Source organism: Rhizobium sullae (assembly GCF_900169785.1).
Taxonomy (GTDB): Bacteria; Pseudomonadota; Alphaproteobacteria; order Rhizobiales; family Rhizobiaceae; genus Rhizobium; species Rhizobium sullae.
On sequence record NZ_FWER01000053.1, the window covers coordinates 26,793 to 41,330 of the forward strand.

At 59.6% G+C, this 14,538-nt stretch carries 14 protein-coding genes and 1 pseudogene; 7 read left to right on the top strand and 8 right to left on the bottom strand.

Features of this window, described 5'->3' with window-relative positions:
- Positions 1-17: 17 nt before the first annotated feature.
- A complete protein-coding gene (locus tag BN1800_RS31470; protein ID WP_087003212.1) occupies positions 18-227 on the top strand; it encodes a hypothetical protein in 210 nt (69 codons plus the stop codon).
- A gap of 33 nt (positions 228-260) precedes the next feature.
- Here BN1800_RS31470 and BN1800_RS31475 read toward each other — a convergent pair whose 3' ends face one another.
- The 7 genes and pseudogenes from BN1800_RS31475 to BN1800_RS31495 form a co-directional block, all read right to left on the bottom strand.
- Entirely contained in the window at positions 261-620 is a 360-nt protein-coding gene (locus BN1800_RS31475; RefSeq protein ID WP_087003215.1) for a type II toxin-antitoxin system RelE/ParE family toxin, read from the bottom strand.
- A 2-nt stretch (positions 621-622) separates the two neighbouring features.
- Positions 623-874 (bottom strand): ribbon-helix-helix domain-containing protein, encoded by a 252-nt coding sequence (locus BN1800_RS31480; RefSeq protein WP_027510296.1) that lies wholly within the window; start codon positions 872-874, stop codon positions 623-625.
- Between the two features lie 186 nt (positions 875-1,060).
- Positions 1,061-1,936, bottom strand: coding sequence for a PDDEXK nuclease domain-containing protein (locus BN1800_RS31485; protein WP_244564721.1), 876 nt, complete (start codon positions 1,934-1,936; stop codon positions 1,061-1,063).
- Positions 1,937-1,963: 27 nt separating this feature from the next.
- Positions 1,964-2,053 (bottom strand): annotated as a pseudogene (locus BN1800_RS43525) (hypothetical protein); the annotation flags it as partial.
- Positions 2,029-2,367, bottom strand: coding sequence for a DUF1016 N-terminal domain-containing protein (locus BN1800_RS42980; RefSeq protein ID WP_244564722.1), 339 nt, complete (start codon positions 2,365-2,367; stop codon positions 2,029-2,031). The gene BN1800_RS42980 and the pseudogene BN1800_RS43525, both read right to left, overlap by 25 nt.
- A 199-nt stretch (positions 2,368-2,566) precedes the next feature.
- Positions 2,567-4,279 (bottom strand): adenylate/guanylate cyclase domain-containing protein, encoded by a 1,713-nt coding sequence (locus tag BN1800_RS31490; RefSeq protein ID WP_087003218.1) that lies wholly within the window; start codon positions 4,277-4,279, stop codon positions 2,567-2,569.
- 349 nt (positions 4,280-4,628) lie between these two features.
- Complete coding sequence (locus BN1800_RS31495) at positions 4,629-5,450, bottom strand: helix-turn-helix domain-containing protein (RefSeq protein WP_087003221.1); 822 nt, start codon at positions 5,448-5,450, stop codon at positions 4,629-4,631.
- Between the two features lie 175 nt (positions 5,451-5,625).
- On the opposite strand from BN1800_RS31495, the gene BN1800_RS31500 reads away from it, so the two are divergent.
- Positions 5,626-6,462, top strand: a complete 837-nt coding sequence (locus BN1800_RS31500; RefSeq protein ID WP_087003224.1) for an N-acyl homoserine lactonase family protein — start codon at positions 5,626-5,628, stop codon at positions 6,460-6,462.
- A gap of 228 nt (positions 6,463-6,690) precedes the next feature.
- Here BN1800_RS31500 and BN1800_RS31505 read toward each other — a convergent pair whose 3' ends face one another.
- The gene (locus BN1800_RS31505) at positions 6,691-7,740 is read right to left on the bottom strand and encodes a LacI family DNA-binding transcriptional regulator (RefSeq protein WP_087003227.1); all 1,050 of its coding nucleotides are present in this window, start codon (positions 7,738-7,740) and stop codon (positions 6,691-6,693) included.
- A 139-nt stretch (positions 7,741-7,879) separates the two neighbouring features.
- On the opposite strand from BN1800_RS31505, the gene BN1800_RS31510 reads away from it, so the two are divergent.
- The 5 genes from BN1800_RS31510 to BN1800_RS31530 all read left to right on the top strand — a co-directional run bounded on the left by BN1800_RS31510 (position 7,880) and on the right by BN1800_RS31530 (position 14,284).
- Entirely contained in the window at positions 7,880-10,201 is a 2,322-nt protein-coding gene (locus BN1800_RS31510; RefSeq protein WP_087003230.1) for an alpha-L-rhamnosidase, read from the top strand.
- A 43-nt stretch (positions 10,202-10,244) separates the two neighbouring features.
- Positions 10,245-11,528 carry an ABC transporter substrate-binding protein gene (locus BN1800_RS31515; protein ID WP_087003232.1) on the top strand — a complete coding sequence of 428 codons (1,284 nt, stop codon included), beginning with the start codon at positions 10,245-10,247 and terminating at the stop codon, positions 11,526-11,528.
- Between the two features lie 65 nt (positions 11,529-11,593).
- Positions 11,594-12,472, top strand: coding sequence for a carbohydrate ABC transporter permease (locus BN1800_RS31520; protein WP_087003235.1), 879 nt, complete (start codon positions 11,594-11,596; stop codon positions 12,470-12,472).
- Positions 12,469-13,296, top strand: a complete 828-nt coding sequence (locus BN1800_RS31525; protein ID WP_087003237.1) for a carbohydrate ABC transporter permease — start codon at positions 12,469-12,471, stop codon at positions 13,294-13,296. Before BN1800_RS31520 ends, BN1800_RS31525 begins: the two co-directional genes overlap by 4 nt.
- Before the next feature lie 4 nt (positions 13,297-13,300).
- The gene (locus tag BN1800_RS31530; RefSeq protein ID WP_087003240.1) at positions 13,301-14,284 is read left to right on the top strand and encodes an ABC transporter ATP-binding protein; all 984 of its coding nucleotides are present in this window, start codon (positions 13,301-13,303) and stop codon (positions 14,282-14,284) included.
- Positions 14,285-14,538: the final 254 nt, after the last annotated feature.

Genomic DNA, 14,538 nt, shown 5'->3' on the forward strand with positions numbered 1-14,538 from the left:
GCCTGACGATCCGGGCCATGCGCGAGAAGAGGCCGTTCGGTTGCGGCCGGGAACGCATGGTCGCCCGCGTCGTCCGCACCGAAGATAGCGACGAGGCATGTGAGTTCGCCAAGAAGCACATCCGGAAAGCCTCGGCAATCCATGCCGCCGAGCACTTCAGCTACGACGATCCAGCGGGCTTAAGCGAGCTGAACGGCGTCGATCAGTGCAAAGGAATACGAGACTGAGGACGATAGTTTGCGGGCTTTGGGGCCGCAGTTCTACCTCTCTGCGGCGGCTTTTTCATCCAGTGCAGCCAAATCCTCAAGAAGGCGTACCGGCAAATCCATCCGCTCATGCAGGATGCTCATCACACCTAGATCGCCATTATCCAATTCGCGAAAAAACACATAATGCCGTCCATATCGGCTGAAATACGCCTCGCGTTTGAGATCGGCCGGAACCGCAAGCTTCTGCGGAAGCTTTCGCCATATCGCCTTGTCATCGCACAACCGCTGCAAATGGGTATGCAATCCGGTGATGTAGGTCACGGCTTGCTGATCACCCCATTTCTCGACGGTGTCGCGCCAAATCTTGTCCTGAGCGGCATCCGCTTGCGGATAGATCCGATAGGCAACCATTATCAGCGGCGCTGATTACGGCGGATTACGTCCTCGGCCGTAACGGTGACAAATTCACTATCGTCCGCGCGCATGGCGGGGGCCAGTTCCTTTTGCAACGCCTCCCATGCCTCATCACGGGTCTGCAAATCCCTACGGATCAAGGCACGAATGTACTCGCTGGCATTTTCGTAAAGGCCACCCTCGCCGATTTGCTGCTGGATATGGGCTTGTAGCTGACCACCGACCTTCACATGGATGCTTCCCGATGCCATTGGCATATCCTTTCGCTTTGCCCTTATTGTGGGCGGCGTAGCACATATTGTCAATAAACATCACACTTGCCGCTGGATCGGTTCGCTGTCCCTACGGCATCGTATTCATTGACGGAGACATCTTGGGCGCGGACCCCCGCTGATGTGGGAATGTGTGGCGGAGTAATGGCCCCCGGATGTTGCTGATCACGAGGATCGGCTGTTGCGGATCGCTCGAAGCTCAGCAAGGAAGGCGGCAGCAATTTCGGTCGCTTCAGATGCTTCCGCGGTCGCCACGTCCAGTCCGTGGGCTGCGCGGTTCATCACGTGAAGGGCATTTCGGAACCGCTCAGCTGTTTGGGGCGCTAGCCCGAGTCGCTGGAGCTCGTTCAGCATCGGCCCAAGAGCCGCCGGTCGCTCGCCCTCGGCCTGGTTGGCCATCAGCGGGCGGATTTCACGCTCAACCTCTATGCGTAGCTTCACGAGCGACATCAACGGGAACTCGCGTGCAAATTCCGCCTCTGTGGGCAGCTCTGTCTGCCATGGTTCGGGGAGCGCTGCAGAGAGCCTATATTCCGCAACGCCCATCGGCTTTGTTGAATCTCGAAGAGCATATTCGACAATTACCTCATTCTTGCCTTTGCACAGAATAATGCCGATGCTCGGAGCGTCCGACTCGTGTCGAAGTTGGTCATCGACCGCGGAAAGATAGAAGTTCATCTTGCCGGCGAACTCCGGCTTAAAGTCCTCGATCTTGAGCTCGACAATAACGAAGCAGCGCAGCCGCAAGTGATAGAACAATAGATCCAGATAGTACTCCTGCCCACCAACCTCGAGATGATGCTGGCTGCCGACGAATGCGAAGCCTTTACCGAGCTCAAGGATCAAGGAGCGTAGGTGCTCGAGCAGGCCTTGCTCGAGTTCGCGCTCGGACATCGCCGGGCCGAGGGCAAGAAAATCGAAGCTGTAGGGATCTTTGATTAATTCTTGCGCCAGATCGGATTGCGGCGCAGGCAGTGTCCGCGCAAAATTGGTGAGCGCCTTCCCCTGTCGCTGGTACAGGCCGCTTTCGATCTGATGCACGAGAACGCTTCGGCTCCACCCATGTTCTACGGCCTGGCGGGCATACCAGAGCCGCTCTTCGGGGCCCTTCAGTGCCTCGATGAGTTTGACGTTTATGACCCCAGGGCAATTGTGCAATAAGTTGTTGCACGATCGTCGGGGAATGCCTCGGCAAAGGCGCGCATATATTTGAGGTTTCGCGGCGAAAGCCCCTTCATATCTGGAAAATCGCGCCGGAGGTCCGTGGCGAGCCGATCGATGACGTGGGCGCCCCACCCTTCGGCGATTTGGCGTGCCAAGATCTCGCGGCCGGGCCTGCTCCAGTAGAGCACGATGAGTTCTCGGTTGACAGCGACGGCCGCCTTCAGGCGAGCTGTTCGGATCCTGTCCTTAAGCTCGGCGAGCAGAGAGGCATAACCGTCACCGTCAGATGAAGGAATGAGCGTGATCATACGTGAGTCTTTAGCAGGCCGGGGCTGAAAAAGCTCTACCGATCACAAACGCCGCTCAGTCATCCATCATTTTGATGATATGCCCGCTATCATGGGCGGGCCAGCGGTTCGAATCGGTTTAAGGCGAAGGATTTAAGGGTGCCCTTTTCACGGACTTTCGCTTTATGGACTAAGCCCTTACGCACTTTCACCTAACGGTTCATGGAGGCAGTCCTGCCTCCTTCAGTCGGCTTCGCAACTGCCGCCGTAGTGACGGGTCACGATAGCGCTCCTGGAAAAGGAACCGCGACACGGTGAAGTTCGGCTTAGTTGCCAGTGCCTCGTTGACGAGCTTGGCGGCCTCCTCCGCTCGGCCGAGCTCCAGCAGCGCCGCTGCGCGGTATAGCCGCGAACGGAAGGTCTGAAACACCAGCTCGCCCAAGGCCTGAAGCGCGTCCTCGAAGCGGCCCAGCGCATAGAGGGCGACCCCACGCTCCTCGACGCACCACACCGGCAGGAGCGGATCGAGCGCCTCCGCCTCATCGAGGAGCTTCAGCGCGTCCTCAGGTTTTCCAATAAAGATCGAAACGGCTGCGCATCGCGCCCTGATATAAGCGTCGGACGGGTTCAGCTCCATCGCCCGTCGCATCAGCCTCTCTGCTTGGTCGAAGTCGCCCTTGAGCAGCTCGTAAAAGGATGCGATGCGGTTGGCCTCGGCATCGCAGGGGTCGAGCTCCAGTGCCCGACAGACGTCGGGTTCGCTCTCGGGGTAGCTGAACTCAGGAAGATCGGATGCAGCGCAGACCCGCCAGGCGTAGGCTGCGCCGTAGTTCGGATCCATCTCGATGGCGCGGGTGAACCACTTAACTGCCTCGCGGGAGTGCTCCTCCAGCACGCCGCCAAGGCGGTGGTGATCGATGCCGCGCAACAGGCACTCGAACGCTGACATGTTCTCGGGTGGCTTGCGCCTAGCCGCGATCATGCCGGCGTCTTCCACCCGGCCGAACACAGTCGCTGCGATCTTCGCCGACGTTGTGTCGAGCAAGTCCATGACTTCGGTGAACGGCCGAGCGAGCTTGTCGCTCCACACTACCGAGCCCTTCTCTGTCTCGCTAAGGGTGAGCCCGATCCGCACCTGATTGCCGATCTTCCGGACCTGGCCCTCCAAGACGTATCGCACTCCCAACGTGTTGCCGACCTTGACTGTGTCGGCATCGGCAAGGGCAAAGCTTGCGCTGCGGGAGCTTAGGAACAGACGTCGGAAGCGGGCCAATTCGACGATCAGCTCATCCGTCAGGCCCTCGGCCAGAAACCGCTGGCTTTCATCCCCGCCCATGACGCGGAAGGGCAGGACGGCCAATGACAACGGACGCTTCTCCCCGACGGTTTGAATTCGCGTCGGCGCGGATTGCAGCCGGTGCCGCGCTATCTCGTCCAGCAGCTTATAGATGTGGACAGGCTCCGACAGGTTCTTGAGGTGCCGATCGCCCACGTCCTCGAAAACGAACGGCGAGTTGCGCCGGATGTTGTCGAAGAAAGCTCCGCTCACGCAGATGCAGTCGGGCTCGGCCACCTGCTGGATGCGCGCAGCAACGTTCACGCCGTCGCCGACCAAGTCGTTGCCCCGAACCACGACATCGGCGAGATGGAGCCCGAAGCGCAGCCTGAGCGGATCGCTGACCATGTTCTCGCTCCCGGCGAGCGCGTTACGGATCTCGGCGGCGCAGCGGAGCGCATTGATCGGGCTACCGAACTCCGCTAGGCAGGCATCACCGGCCGTGTTGAAGACTCTGCCTCCGAGGGCAACGACCTTCTCCGTGATCAACTCCTGGCAGCGGGCGACTCGGTCGGCGGTACGCTCCTCGGCATCCTCCATCAGTGAGGAGTAGCCGACAATGTCGGACACCATAATTGCGGCCAAGCGGCGTTCCATGCCGAGCTCCCGGGACTGCGGCTAGTGTAGCTCCTGCTCCACTGCGGCACAGGGGCAAAACCTGATTGCTGCCTGACCAACTTACGCTCTGACGGCTAAGAGATCGAGCCTTCGCAGCCGGTCTAAGTCCGGCTGCGCGCATTTAGCAAGTAAACACTCCTGTCGAATAGCCGCTACTGGCACAGCTCTAATCCCGCAGTCGATGTTCACACTAGGTGCTTCGACAGTCGCATAATATTCCGTCAGGAACGTTGGGATTATCGTCGATCAGTTGCTTTGCCGGTCACAATCCTAGACATGGTGACGGCTTCCCGGCTGAGCATGCGATAGTTCGCTTCTGTGGCGACGCTTAGCCAACCCGACGTCCCGTCGGCGATGTGCCATAGCTCTCACGATATCGACGGGCAAAGTGCGAACGGGAACTGTAGCCGGCTGCCTCCGCTGCAGCCAGGCTCGATGCACCAGAAGCAAGCGCATTTCGACCGGCCTTTATCCGCTCGGCGCACAGGATTTTCCGGAACGATCGGTCTTCCGAAGCGAGCCGGCGGCGCAGCGTCGAAGCGCCCAGTCCGAGACGATCAGCGATGCGTTCGACCGTCCAGGCTTCCGCGGGCGCGGCACGGATCAGCCAGGCAACCTCGTCTGACAGGCTGGTCCGAAAGAGCGGCCGCGCCGCGGCAAGTGGCTGCATCAACATCAACACCTCGGTGAGACGCAACGTCTTCACCGCCTCGCCCATCGCATCATTGGCGATCGACGTAGCGGCATGAACGAGGGCGTCAATGAGATCGGTGTTAAGCGGAAGACTGAATTGCCAGCCATTGCTTCCACATCGCGGGCTGCCAACCAATGGCGCTATCCCAGGCGGCAGCGATGGCACTTCCAGCAACAAAGACTCATAAGCGCTGCGCTCCCCTGGGATATTGACGACATCCATCCGCACGCCGCCGGGCAGGACAAAGACCGTGCCCGGCTCGAAGACATGAACCGTGTCGCCGAGCCAAACTTCCTTCAGTCCACGCAGGATAATGCCAATCAGCGGGTTGGGGAGCTCGATCGCCTTCAGCCGCTCCCGGTCGATGGAGCAGTAGGAAAACAAGCGATTGCCATGCTGATAGCGCCCAGCAGTGTCGCTCGGCGCCATCATCGGGCGCAGTCGCTCGAGCAGCATGAATCTCAGATCAGCGTCATCGTTTCTATAGTGAATGTTCATGGCCGGAAGATAGGCGAGGACGGCGAGATAAAAAACACCTTCGTGAGCGTTTCGGGCTCAAAGGCGATCATACCGGTGCCATGTCCCGCTTTAGATTCAGGCACAAGCTGGCCTCCATTTGCAGGAGACCACAATGAAAACGATGACAACAAGCCTTCTCGCCGCAGCCGTCCTGATGGCTTCGGGAGCTGCTGCAAGCGCTGACGAGGTAGAGCTCTGGCGGCTGGACTGCGGCCAGATCGAAGTTCGCAATCTCGGCGTCTTTTCCGATACGTTCAAATATTCCGGCGAGACCCGGACCCTGACCGACAGCTGCTATCTCATCAGGCACGACAAGGACTACATGCTCTGGGATGCCGGACTTCCGACAGCCCTGATCGGTGCCAAAGTCGACGCCTCCGCCACTTTCGCGCCCGCGCTCGCGGAGGATCTGCCGACGCAGCTTGCCAAGATCGGCGTCAAGCCGGAGCAGATCGGCCGGCTCGGCGTGAGCCACAATCACTTTGACCATGTCGGACAGGCCGCCACCTTCCCCGGAGCAACGCTGATGATCGGCGCTGCGGATTTCGCCCAGTTCAAATCCGATCCCCTGCCCTTCGCCGTCGATCCCAACCTCATCAAGCCCTGGCTCGACGGCATCTCCAAGGTTGATCCGATCTCTGGCGATCGCGATGTGTTTGGCGACGGATCGGTCGTGATCCTTTCCACCCCCGGCCATACACCCGGCGAGACCAGCCTACTCGTGCGACTGGCGAAGACGGGTCCAGTGCTGCTATCCGGCGATGTCGTGCATTTCGAGGAACAGTTTGCCAATCGCGGCGTACCGACGTTCAATTTCGATCGCGCCGACTCGCTGGCATCCATGGAAAGACTGACAGGGATAGCGGCGTCACTCAATGCCATCCTGGTCGTGCAGCACGACACGTCGGACATCAACAAGCTGCCAGCTTTCCCGAAGAGCGCGAAATGACCAAATAGTCATGATCGAAGCGCCGCGTGGCAGCGAATGCGGCCACGCGGCTGCGACGGAATTGCATGTGTCGAACCACAGATGGAAAGGCCGCTCACCTGGCCTTTCGGCTGACTTAGGCCTGCAGGTTGTCGGCTGACATTTTGCCAGACTTGGTCCTTGACCAGTTCGTAGCTGATCTTCTCAACGGGCAACACTCGCTACTGCGAGAAGCATCGCGCCATCCGGTCAGGGCCGCCCTGCGGGTGTCAAACTCTTCCTGCTGACCAACGAGGGCATCAACAGGAGATGCTCCGGTTCGCTGCGGCCCTCGATCCTGGACAGAAGCGCCCGTGTCGCCGCTTCGCCGAGTTCCCTGCCCGACTGGTCGATGCTTGCCAGATTGACCAGGCTGAGAGCCGCGGTCGCAGAATTGTCGTAGCCGATCATCGCCAAGTCTTCGGGTATCCGCACGCCCATTTCCGAGGCCGTGCTCAAAAGCGTAATGGCATCGAGATCGCTCCAGCAGAAGATCGCGCGGGGCCTGTCGCTGCGCGCCAGGAACGACCGCATTGCCTGCTCGCGCTTAGGAGAATTGACAGGGATATGGAAGATCGGTGCTGAGGAGCCTAGGCCTGCTCGCTGCATGGCGCGCCGATATCCGATTTCACGCTGATGAACAACGGAGACCTTGTGGCCCTCGCGGGCCCCCAGGCTGAGCATTTCGATGTCGCGGTAACCACACTCGAGCAACGCCTCCACCGCGATTTCTGCCCCTTGCTGGTCATCGGCATTCACCGTGTCGAACGTCTCCGCTTTCGGATCATGATAACCGACAGCGACAATCGGAATTTGCGTGGCGAATTTCGCGATAATTTCAGACGGCAGGCGAGGAGCGACGAGGATGAGCCCATCCATCTTGTAGTCGATCATCGACTCGATGAGAGAGGTTTCCAGTTGCGTCCGGGCCTCGCTGACACCGATCATCGCCTGATAATGCGACGGCGCCAGGACGCCATTCACACCGTCGATGACCTCGGGCAGGAAGGGATTGCGTATGTCGATAAGGAGCAATCCTATCGTGAACGTGCGCCCGCGCAGGCCACGCGCGGTCCTTGACGGCCGGTATCCCAGCTCCTCGATCGACCCGGTCACCTTGGCGCGAAGGTTCTCGCTCACACCGTATGCATCTCGCATGACCTTTGAAACCGCCGCAACAGATACACCTGCATGCGCCGCAACTGTCCGTATCGTCACGCGGTCGCGCTTTGCCGGCTTCGACTTCTCTTTGATTGGCATGAAATCCTCAGTTGCGTTCTGCGAGCCTTGACGCCTCGCCAAATCACCATGGCAGACCGGTCGCAAAATATCTATTGCACTCCCAGAAAAAATGTAGAACGTTATACGGAGAACGTTCTACAAATATGCGGAGGATTTGATGAACTTTCAGCCGAAAGCCGTCGGCGGTGATCTGGTTTCACGCGCGTGGAGCGGCGATATGATCGCGCCTCTGTCGGACCGCGGCCAAGGAACGGCAGCAAGTTTCGTTGCCAAGACGTTCATCTGTGATGGCGCAAAGATGCCTGCCGAACTCTTCATTTCGGCGCTCGGCCTTTATCGCTGTTTCATCAATGACAAGCGTGTCGGCGAGGACCTCCTGACACCAGGCTGGACCAGCTATGACCATCGTGTGGCCTATCAGCGCTACGACGTTTCCAATCTCATCAAGTCCGGCCAGAACCGCATCGAAATCTGGCTTTCCGACGGATGGTACCGGTCTCCGCTCATGTGGGGTCAAAAGGCCATTCCCAATTGCTGGGGTGACAGGACGGCAGCCATTGCAGATCTGGTTGGACCGAACGGCGTCATTCTCTCAACGGACGCGACTTGGCAAAGCGGACTGCTGCCGATCCGCAAATCCGGCATCTATTTCGGCGAGATCTACGATGCACGCGAAGAACGACTCGTCGACACCCATGGCACCGTGACGCTACCGTTCGACAAGGCGTTGCTCGTCGCGCACGAAACGGCACCGGTGCGTGAATTGCCGGCGATCACACCGATCGACACATGGACCGATGCGGAAGGACGAACGATCTACGACTTCGGCCAGAACATCGGCGGCTATGTGCTTTACACGGTTCGCGGAGCGGCAGGCGCCGAAATTCGAGTGGAGCATTCGGAGGTCCTGGGACCTGATCGTTATTTCGACAACCGCAACTACCGCACCGCGCAAGCGCATACGATCTATACGCTGCGCGGAACCGGCGACGAGACCTATTCGCCTCATTTCACCTTTTTCGGCTTCCGCTATGCCAGAGTGACGGTCACGGGCGACGCACACATCGTGACGATCTCCTCGGTTCCGATCTCCTCCGTGCCCAATCTGGCGGGCAGCTTCAGCTCGGGCAACGCTCTCGTCAACCGGCTTGTCCAGAACACAATCTGGTCGCAGCGCGCGAACTTCATAGAGGTCCCGACCGACTGCCCTCAGCGCGACGAGCGCCTCGGCTGGACGGGTGATGCTCAGGTGTTTGCCGCAACAGCCTGCTGGCTGACGGACAGCCGGACCTTCTTCCGGAAATATCTGCGCGACGTGATGGCCGACCAGCGTGAGGATGGCGCCGTCTCCCATTTCTCCCCCGACCCCACACGCCTGCATCCGGAGAATTTTCCGGGCTTTGCCGGCTCGACCGGCTGGGGCGACGCCATCGTCGTCATCCCCTGGATTCTTTACACCCATTACGGTGATCGTGCGGTTCTCTCCGAATGCCTCAATGCGATGGTGCGCTGGGTCAATTTCGTCTGGTCAATTTCGGATGGCCCGATCGTGCGCCCGCCATCCCGCTGGGGCGACCGCGGCTTCACATTCGGCGACTGGCTGCAGCCGGTCGGCGACAATCGCAAACCGCGTCCGACAATTGCCGACGATTGCGCCGCGACACTCTACCATTTCATCTCCACCGACTTGCTGGCGAAGATCGCGGCGATCCTTGGCGACGAGGTGCTGGCAGAACGCATGACGGGCCGTGCTGAAGAAATTCGGCATGCATTCGCCCGCGAGTTCATCGCACCGTCCGGGCGCATTGCACATAACGACCAGACGTCCTACGCGCTGGCATTCCTCCATGATCTGATCCCTGCTGAGCATCACGCTGCTGCCAGGCAGCACTTCCGACAGGTGATCGTCGACGCCGACTACAAGATCGGCACAGGATTCATAGGCACACCCGCCCTGCTGCCGGCCTTGACGAAGCTCGGCATGGACGACATTGCAGAAAAAGTGTTCCTGCAGGAGGAGGTTCCAGGCTGGCTCTACCAGGTATCCAAGGGCGCGACTACGATCTGGGAGCGCTGGGATTCAATGGCGCCCGACGGCACCATCTACGAGCCCGACATGAACAGCTACAATCATTATGCCTATGGCGCAGTATGCCAATGGCTGTTTGAAACCGTCGCCGGAATTTCGCCGAGCGCGACCGCCCCAGGATTTGCCGAGGTGATTGTCGATCCTGCGCCGATTGCCGCGCTCTCGCCGGTCACCGCCCACCATGACGTACGTCAAGGCCGAATTGAAGCTGCATGGGAGTGCCGCGGCAACAGAGTCACCTATCGGCTGACGCTTCCGGAGGGCTGCGTCGGCCGGTTCCGGCCGGGGCTGCGGCATCAGAATCCATCAATCAATGGAGAGCCTGTGGCCGAGGAGGCCATTCTTCGGCCCGGAACGCACCAACTGGTGTTTTCTCTCCCCCAATCCTGAGGAGCATATTCGTCCCGGTCAAACCGTTCAGAGGAGGAACGTCATGACATACCGCATCAAAGTCATTCTCGCCGGCGCGTCGGCACTCATAGCACTGGTCGCCGCAGGGCCGTCGCATGCAGACGCGACCCTCTCGTTTCTGATCGACAACAACCCCGATACGGTCGCGGCTGCCGAGGCGCTGGTTGCTGCTTACGAGAAGATCGCACCGGATGTCACGATCGAAATCGAGCAGCGGCCGGGTGGTGGCGAGGGCGACAACATCGTCAAGACACGTCTTGCGACTGGCGAGATGTCGGACGTCTTCCTCTATAATTCCGGCTCGCTGATGCAGGCGCTGAAACCTGCGCAGACACTTGCCGACCTCAGCGATCTGTCGTCGCAGGCAAAAGTGGACGAGAGCTTCAAGGCCGTCGTCGGCGCAGACGGCAAGCTCTACGGCGTTCCCTTCGGCACGGCGATGGCCGGCGGGATCCTCTACAACAGAAAAATCTATCAGGACCTCGGCCTGCCGGTTCCGAAGACGTGGACCGAGTTCATGGGCAACAACGAGAAGGTGAAGGCGGCCGGCAAAGCAGCCGTTGCGCAAACCTATCGCGATACCTGGACGTCGCAGCTCTTCGTTCTAGCCGATTACTACAATCTGCATGCCGCCGTGCCGAACTTCGCGGACGACTATACGGGCAACAAGGCGAAATATGCGACGACCCCTGCGGCGATGAAAGGGTTCGAGCGCCTGAAGGAGGTTTATGACGCCGGCCTGATGAACGAGGATTTCGGTGCGGCAAGCTATGATGACGGGCTCAGGATGGTGGCGACGGGCGAAGCAGCCCATTATCCCATGCTGACCTTTGCCGTCGGCGCCTTGAAGCAGAACTATCCCGAAAATCTCAACGATGTCGGCTTCTTCGCACAGCCGGGAGACGACGCAGCTAAAAACGGCCTGACGGTTTGGATGCCGCCTGCCCTCTATATCCCGCTCGCAAGCCCGAATGCCGAAGAAGCCAGGAAGTTCGTGGATTTCGCCGGAGGCGTCGAAGGCTGCAAGATCATGGTTGAAACCAACACGGCTCAAGGTCCGTCCCTAGTCGATGGATGCACGCTGCCCGCCGACGTACCGCCTGCGGTCAAGGACATGCTTCCCTATTTCGAAACAAAGGGGATGACGACGCCGGCGCTTGAATTCGTGTCGCCGATCAAGGGACCTGCCCTTGAACAGATCACCGTCGAGGTCGGATCAGGAATCCGTCAGCCGGCCGAGGCAGCCGCGCTCTATGACGACGACGTGCGCAAGCAGGCAAAGCAGCTCGGTCTACCCAACTGGTAACGGTCCTTCGGGAAAGCTGACCTCGCCTCCCATGGGCGAGGTTCCACCCGATCGAAGAGGTAGCAATGATCGAGACGTACCGCCGCTCACGCAGATCTCCTTATCCCTTGTGGTTCTTCATTCCGGCCGCGCTCGTCTATGGCGTGCTGTTTCTCGTCCCCACGGTCTCGTCGCTGTGGTTCAGCCTTACACGCTGGGATCTTTCAACCGCCGAGTTCATCGGACTGGAGAATTTCGAGCAGTTCTTTTCCGAGCCCTTTCTGGTCAAGGGTCTCGTCAACACGGTGATCTATGCCGTCACGACATCCGGCCTGAAGACGGTATGCGGGCTCCTGCTTGCCGTGCTTTTGACCGGCAACATTTTCGCCCGGGGCTTCCTGCGTACGCTCGTCTTTTTTCCGGTCCTGGTATCGACCATCGGCATCGGCATCACTTTTACGGTGATGATGCATCCGACCAGGGGCATCATCAATGTCACGCTTGAAACGCTCGGCATTCCCGGACCGGGCTGGCTGACCAATCCGGCGCTCGCCCTCTTTTCCGTGGCGCTCGTCGACCTCTGGAAAGGCGTGGGTCTCGCCACCTTGATTTTCATCGCCGGCCTGGCAGCGATTAGCCCCGAATATTACGAGGCGGCCAGAATTGATGGCGCCACCCGCTTCCAGCAATTCTCACGTATCACCTTGCCTCTTGTGCGCCCGGCGACGATCGCCGTCATCACGCTATCTTTGATCGGTGGCCTGCGGTCGTTCGATCTCATTTGGGCGATGACGCGCGGCGGGCCGGGCTTTTCCTCGGACGTGATCGCGTCAGTCATCTACAAGCAGTATCAGGCGGGCTTCTACGGGCTGTCGACTGCGGGCAACGTCATCCTGTTTGCGCTGATCGCGATCATCATTCTGCCGCTGACCCTGTGGCTCAACCGGCGCGAGGTCGAGCAATGAGAAAAACGCGACCCTACGTGACGGGCGCGGTCGCACTTGCCATCGCCACCGTCATCTTCGTTCTCCCATTCGTCTTCGTTGCGCTCCAGGCGGTCAAGTCGAAGTCCGAAGCCTCCCGGCTCGACTTCGTGCTCCCGGAACAATGGTTGCTCTGGGACAACCTCGCGGCAGTGTTCAAGGCTCGCGACTACCAGCTCGTCCTCGCATACTTCAATTCGACGCTGATCACCGTCGTCTCGGTTGCGATACTGATACTGCTTTCGGCAATGGTCGGATATGTCATGCAACGCCGGAAAACCCGCTGGAATGCCGTTGCCTCGGCTGCCCTGTTCATGGGGCTGATGATGCCGCCGGCCGTCGTTCCGACGATCGGATTGCTTCAGGAAATCGGCCTCTTCAAGACGATCACCGGAATGATCCTGATCCAGGTCGCTTATAATCTCTCGTTCTCGACCCTGCTCTACAGGTCGTTCATCTCGACCATCCCCCGTGACCTCGACGAGGCGGCGCTGATCGATGGTGCTAAACCCCGGCAGATATTTTTCCGCGTGATCCTCCCGCTGCTCAAGCCAGTGACGGTGACGAACATCGTCGTGCAGTCGATCGCAATCTTCAACGATTTCACAAACCCGCTCTACTATCTGCCAGGCAAGGAGAACGTCACCGTGCAGCTGACGCTCTATAATTTCCAGAGCATGTATACGAGCCAGTACAACCTGCTTTTCATGAACATCCTTCTCGTCACGATCCCTCCCCTCATCGTTTTCATCTTCTTCAACAGGCAGATCGTGGCGGGCATGACTGCCGGCGCAGTGAAAGGTTAGCGGAATGGCCGAACTCACCCTCACCCGGATTTGCAAAAGCTTTGGCGCCCTTGACGTCATCAAAGGCATCGATCTGGACGTGCGTTCCGGTGAATTCGTCGTGTTCGTCGGGCCGTCTGGATGCGGAAAATCCACGTTGCTCCGGATCATCGCCGGACTGGAAGAGTCGACCTCAGGTTCGCTTACGATCGGGGGCAAGGATGTGACCTACGCAGAACCTTCTGAACGCGGCATCGCAATGGTGTTCCAGAGCTACGCGCTTTATCCGCATATGACCGTTGCGGAGAATATCGGCTTCGGTCTCTCGCTCGCCCGCCGCCCGAAGGCCGAGATTGAGGCCAAGGTTTGCGCAGCAGCCGAGACCTTGCAGCTCTCCCATTTGCTCGACCGCAAGCCGAAGGCGCTTTCCGGCGGCCAAAGGCAGCGCGTTGCCATCGGCCGCGCGATCGTTCGCGATCCGAAGGTCTTCCTGTTCGACGAACCACTTTCCAATCTCGACGCATCACTGCGAGCACAGATGCGGCTCGAGATCGCAGAACTCCATGCTCGCCTGAAGACGACCATGATCTACGTCACCCACGACCAGGTCGAGGCGATGACAATGGCCGACAAGATCGTCGTCCTGAACGGCGGCAGGGTCGAGCAGGTCGGCAGCCCGATGGAGCTCTACCGCAAGCCGGTGACGCCCTTCGTCGCGGGCTTTATAGGTAGCCCGAAGATGAACCTCTACACGGGCGAAATTGCGCATCGCTTCGGCTGTGAGACTTATGGAATCCGCCCAGAGCATATTCGTCTTTCCGAAGCAGAAGGCGAGTGGCACGGGAGGGTGAGACATATCGAGCGCCTCGGTGCCGATGCCATCCTCTATCTGGATGTTCCAGACGTCGGAGAGATGGTGGTGCGCGCCGAGGGAGAAACGGCATTTGCAACAGGCGCCGCCGTTTGGGCAAGTCCGGTGAAGGGCGCCGCGCATAAATTCGGCGCATAAGCGGTTCTCTAATCCAGCGTGACTACTCCCCGGCCTGAAGGCCGGAGCTTCTGGTCTTGATCAGGCCGCTTGCGCGACCTGACTGCTACCGTCTTCTTCCTGCTTCCGACCTCCCGCGAGGTTCGATCCACAGGCCATCCCCGGATGTCCTCCGGTTCGGGCCTTGCGGCCCAGATGCAGAATGTTGCGGCCGGCGTTGTGGTCGGCGCAGGCGGCGTGGCCGCATCTGACGCATTCGAACCGGTCGCGGTCGA

What these genes read in the sequence shown, in the direction of transcription:
- BN1800_RS31525 (WP_087003237.1), top strand. Translation starts at nt 12,469, where the DNA reads ATGAGAAAAACGCGACCCTACGTGACGGGCGCGGTCGCACTTGCCATC.
- BN1800_RS31505 (WP_087003227.1), bottom strand. Translation starts at nt 7,740, where the DNA reads ATGCCAATCAAAGAGAAGTCGAAGCCGGCAAAGCGCGACCGCGTGACG.
- BN1800_RS31510 (WP_087003230.1), top strand. Translation starts at nt 7,880, where the DNA reads ATGAACTTTCAGCCGAAAGCCGTCGGCGGTGATCTGGTTTCACGCGCG.
- BN1800_RS31470 (WP_087003212.1), top strand. Translation starts at nt 18, where the DNA reads ATGCGCGAGAAGAGGCCGTTCGGTTGCGGCCGGGAACGCATGGTCGCC.
- BN1800_RS31490 (WP_087003218.1), bottom strand. Translation starts at nt 4,279, where the DNA reads ATGGAACGCCGCTTGGCCGCAATTATGGTGTCCGACATTGTCGGCTAC.
- BN1800_RS31495 (WP_087003221.1), bottom strand. Translation starts at nt 5,450, where the DNA reads ATGCTGCTCGAGCGACTGCGCCCGATGATGGCGCCGAGCGACACTGCT.
- BN1800_RS31530 (WP_087003240.1), top strand. Translation starts at nt 13,301, where the DNA reads ATGGCCGAACTCACCCTCACCCGGATTTGCAAAAGCTTTGGCGCCCTT.
- BN1800_RS31515 (WP_087003232.1), top strand. Translation starts at nt 10,245, where the DNA reads ATGACATACCGCATCAAAGTCATTCTCGCCGGCGCGTCGGCACTCATA.
- BN1800_RS31500 (WP_087003224.1), top strand. Translation starts at nt 5,626, where the DNA reads ATGAAAACGATGACAACAAGCCTTCTCGCCGCAGCCGTCCTGATGGCT.
- BN1800_RS31520 (WP_087003235.1), top strand. Translation starts at nt 11,594, where the DNA reads ATGATCGAGACGTACCGCCGCTCACGCAGATCTCCTTATCCCTTGTGG.
- BN1800_RS31475 (WP_087003215.1), bottom strand. Translation starts at nt 620, where the DNA reads ATGGTTGCCTATCGGATCTATCCGCAAGCGGATGCCGCTCAGGACAAG.
- BN1800_RS31480 (WP_027510296.1), bottom strand. Translation starts at nt 874, where the DNA reads ATGGCATCGGGAAGCATCCATGTGAAGGTCGGTGGTCAGCTACAAGCC.
- BN1800_RS42980 (WP_244564722.1), bottom strand. Translation starts at nt 2,367, where the DNA reads ATGATCACGCTCATTCCTTCATCTGACGGTGACGGTTATGCCTCTCTG.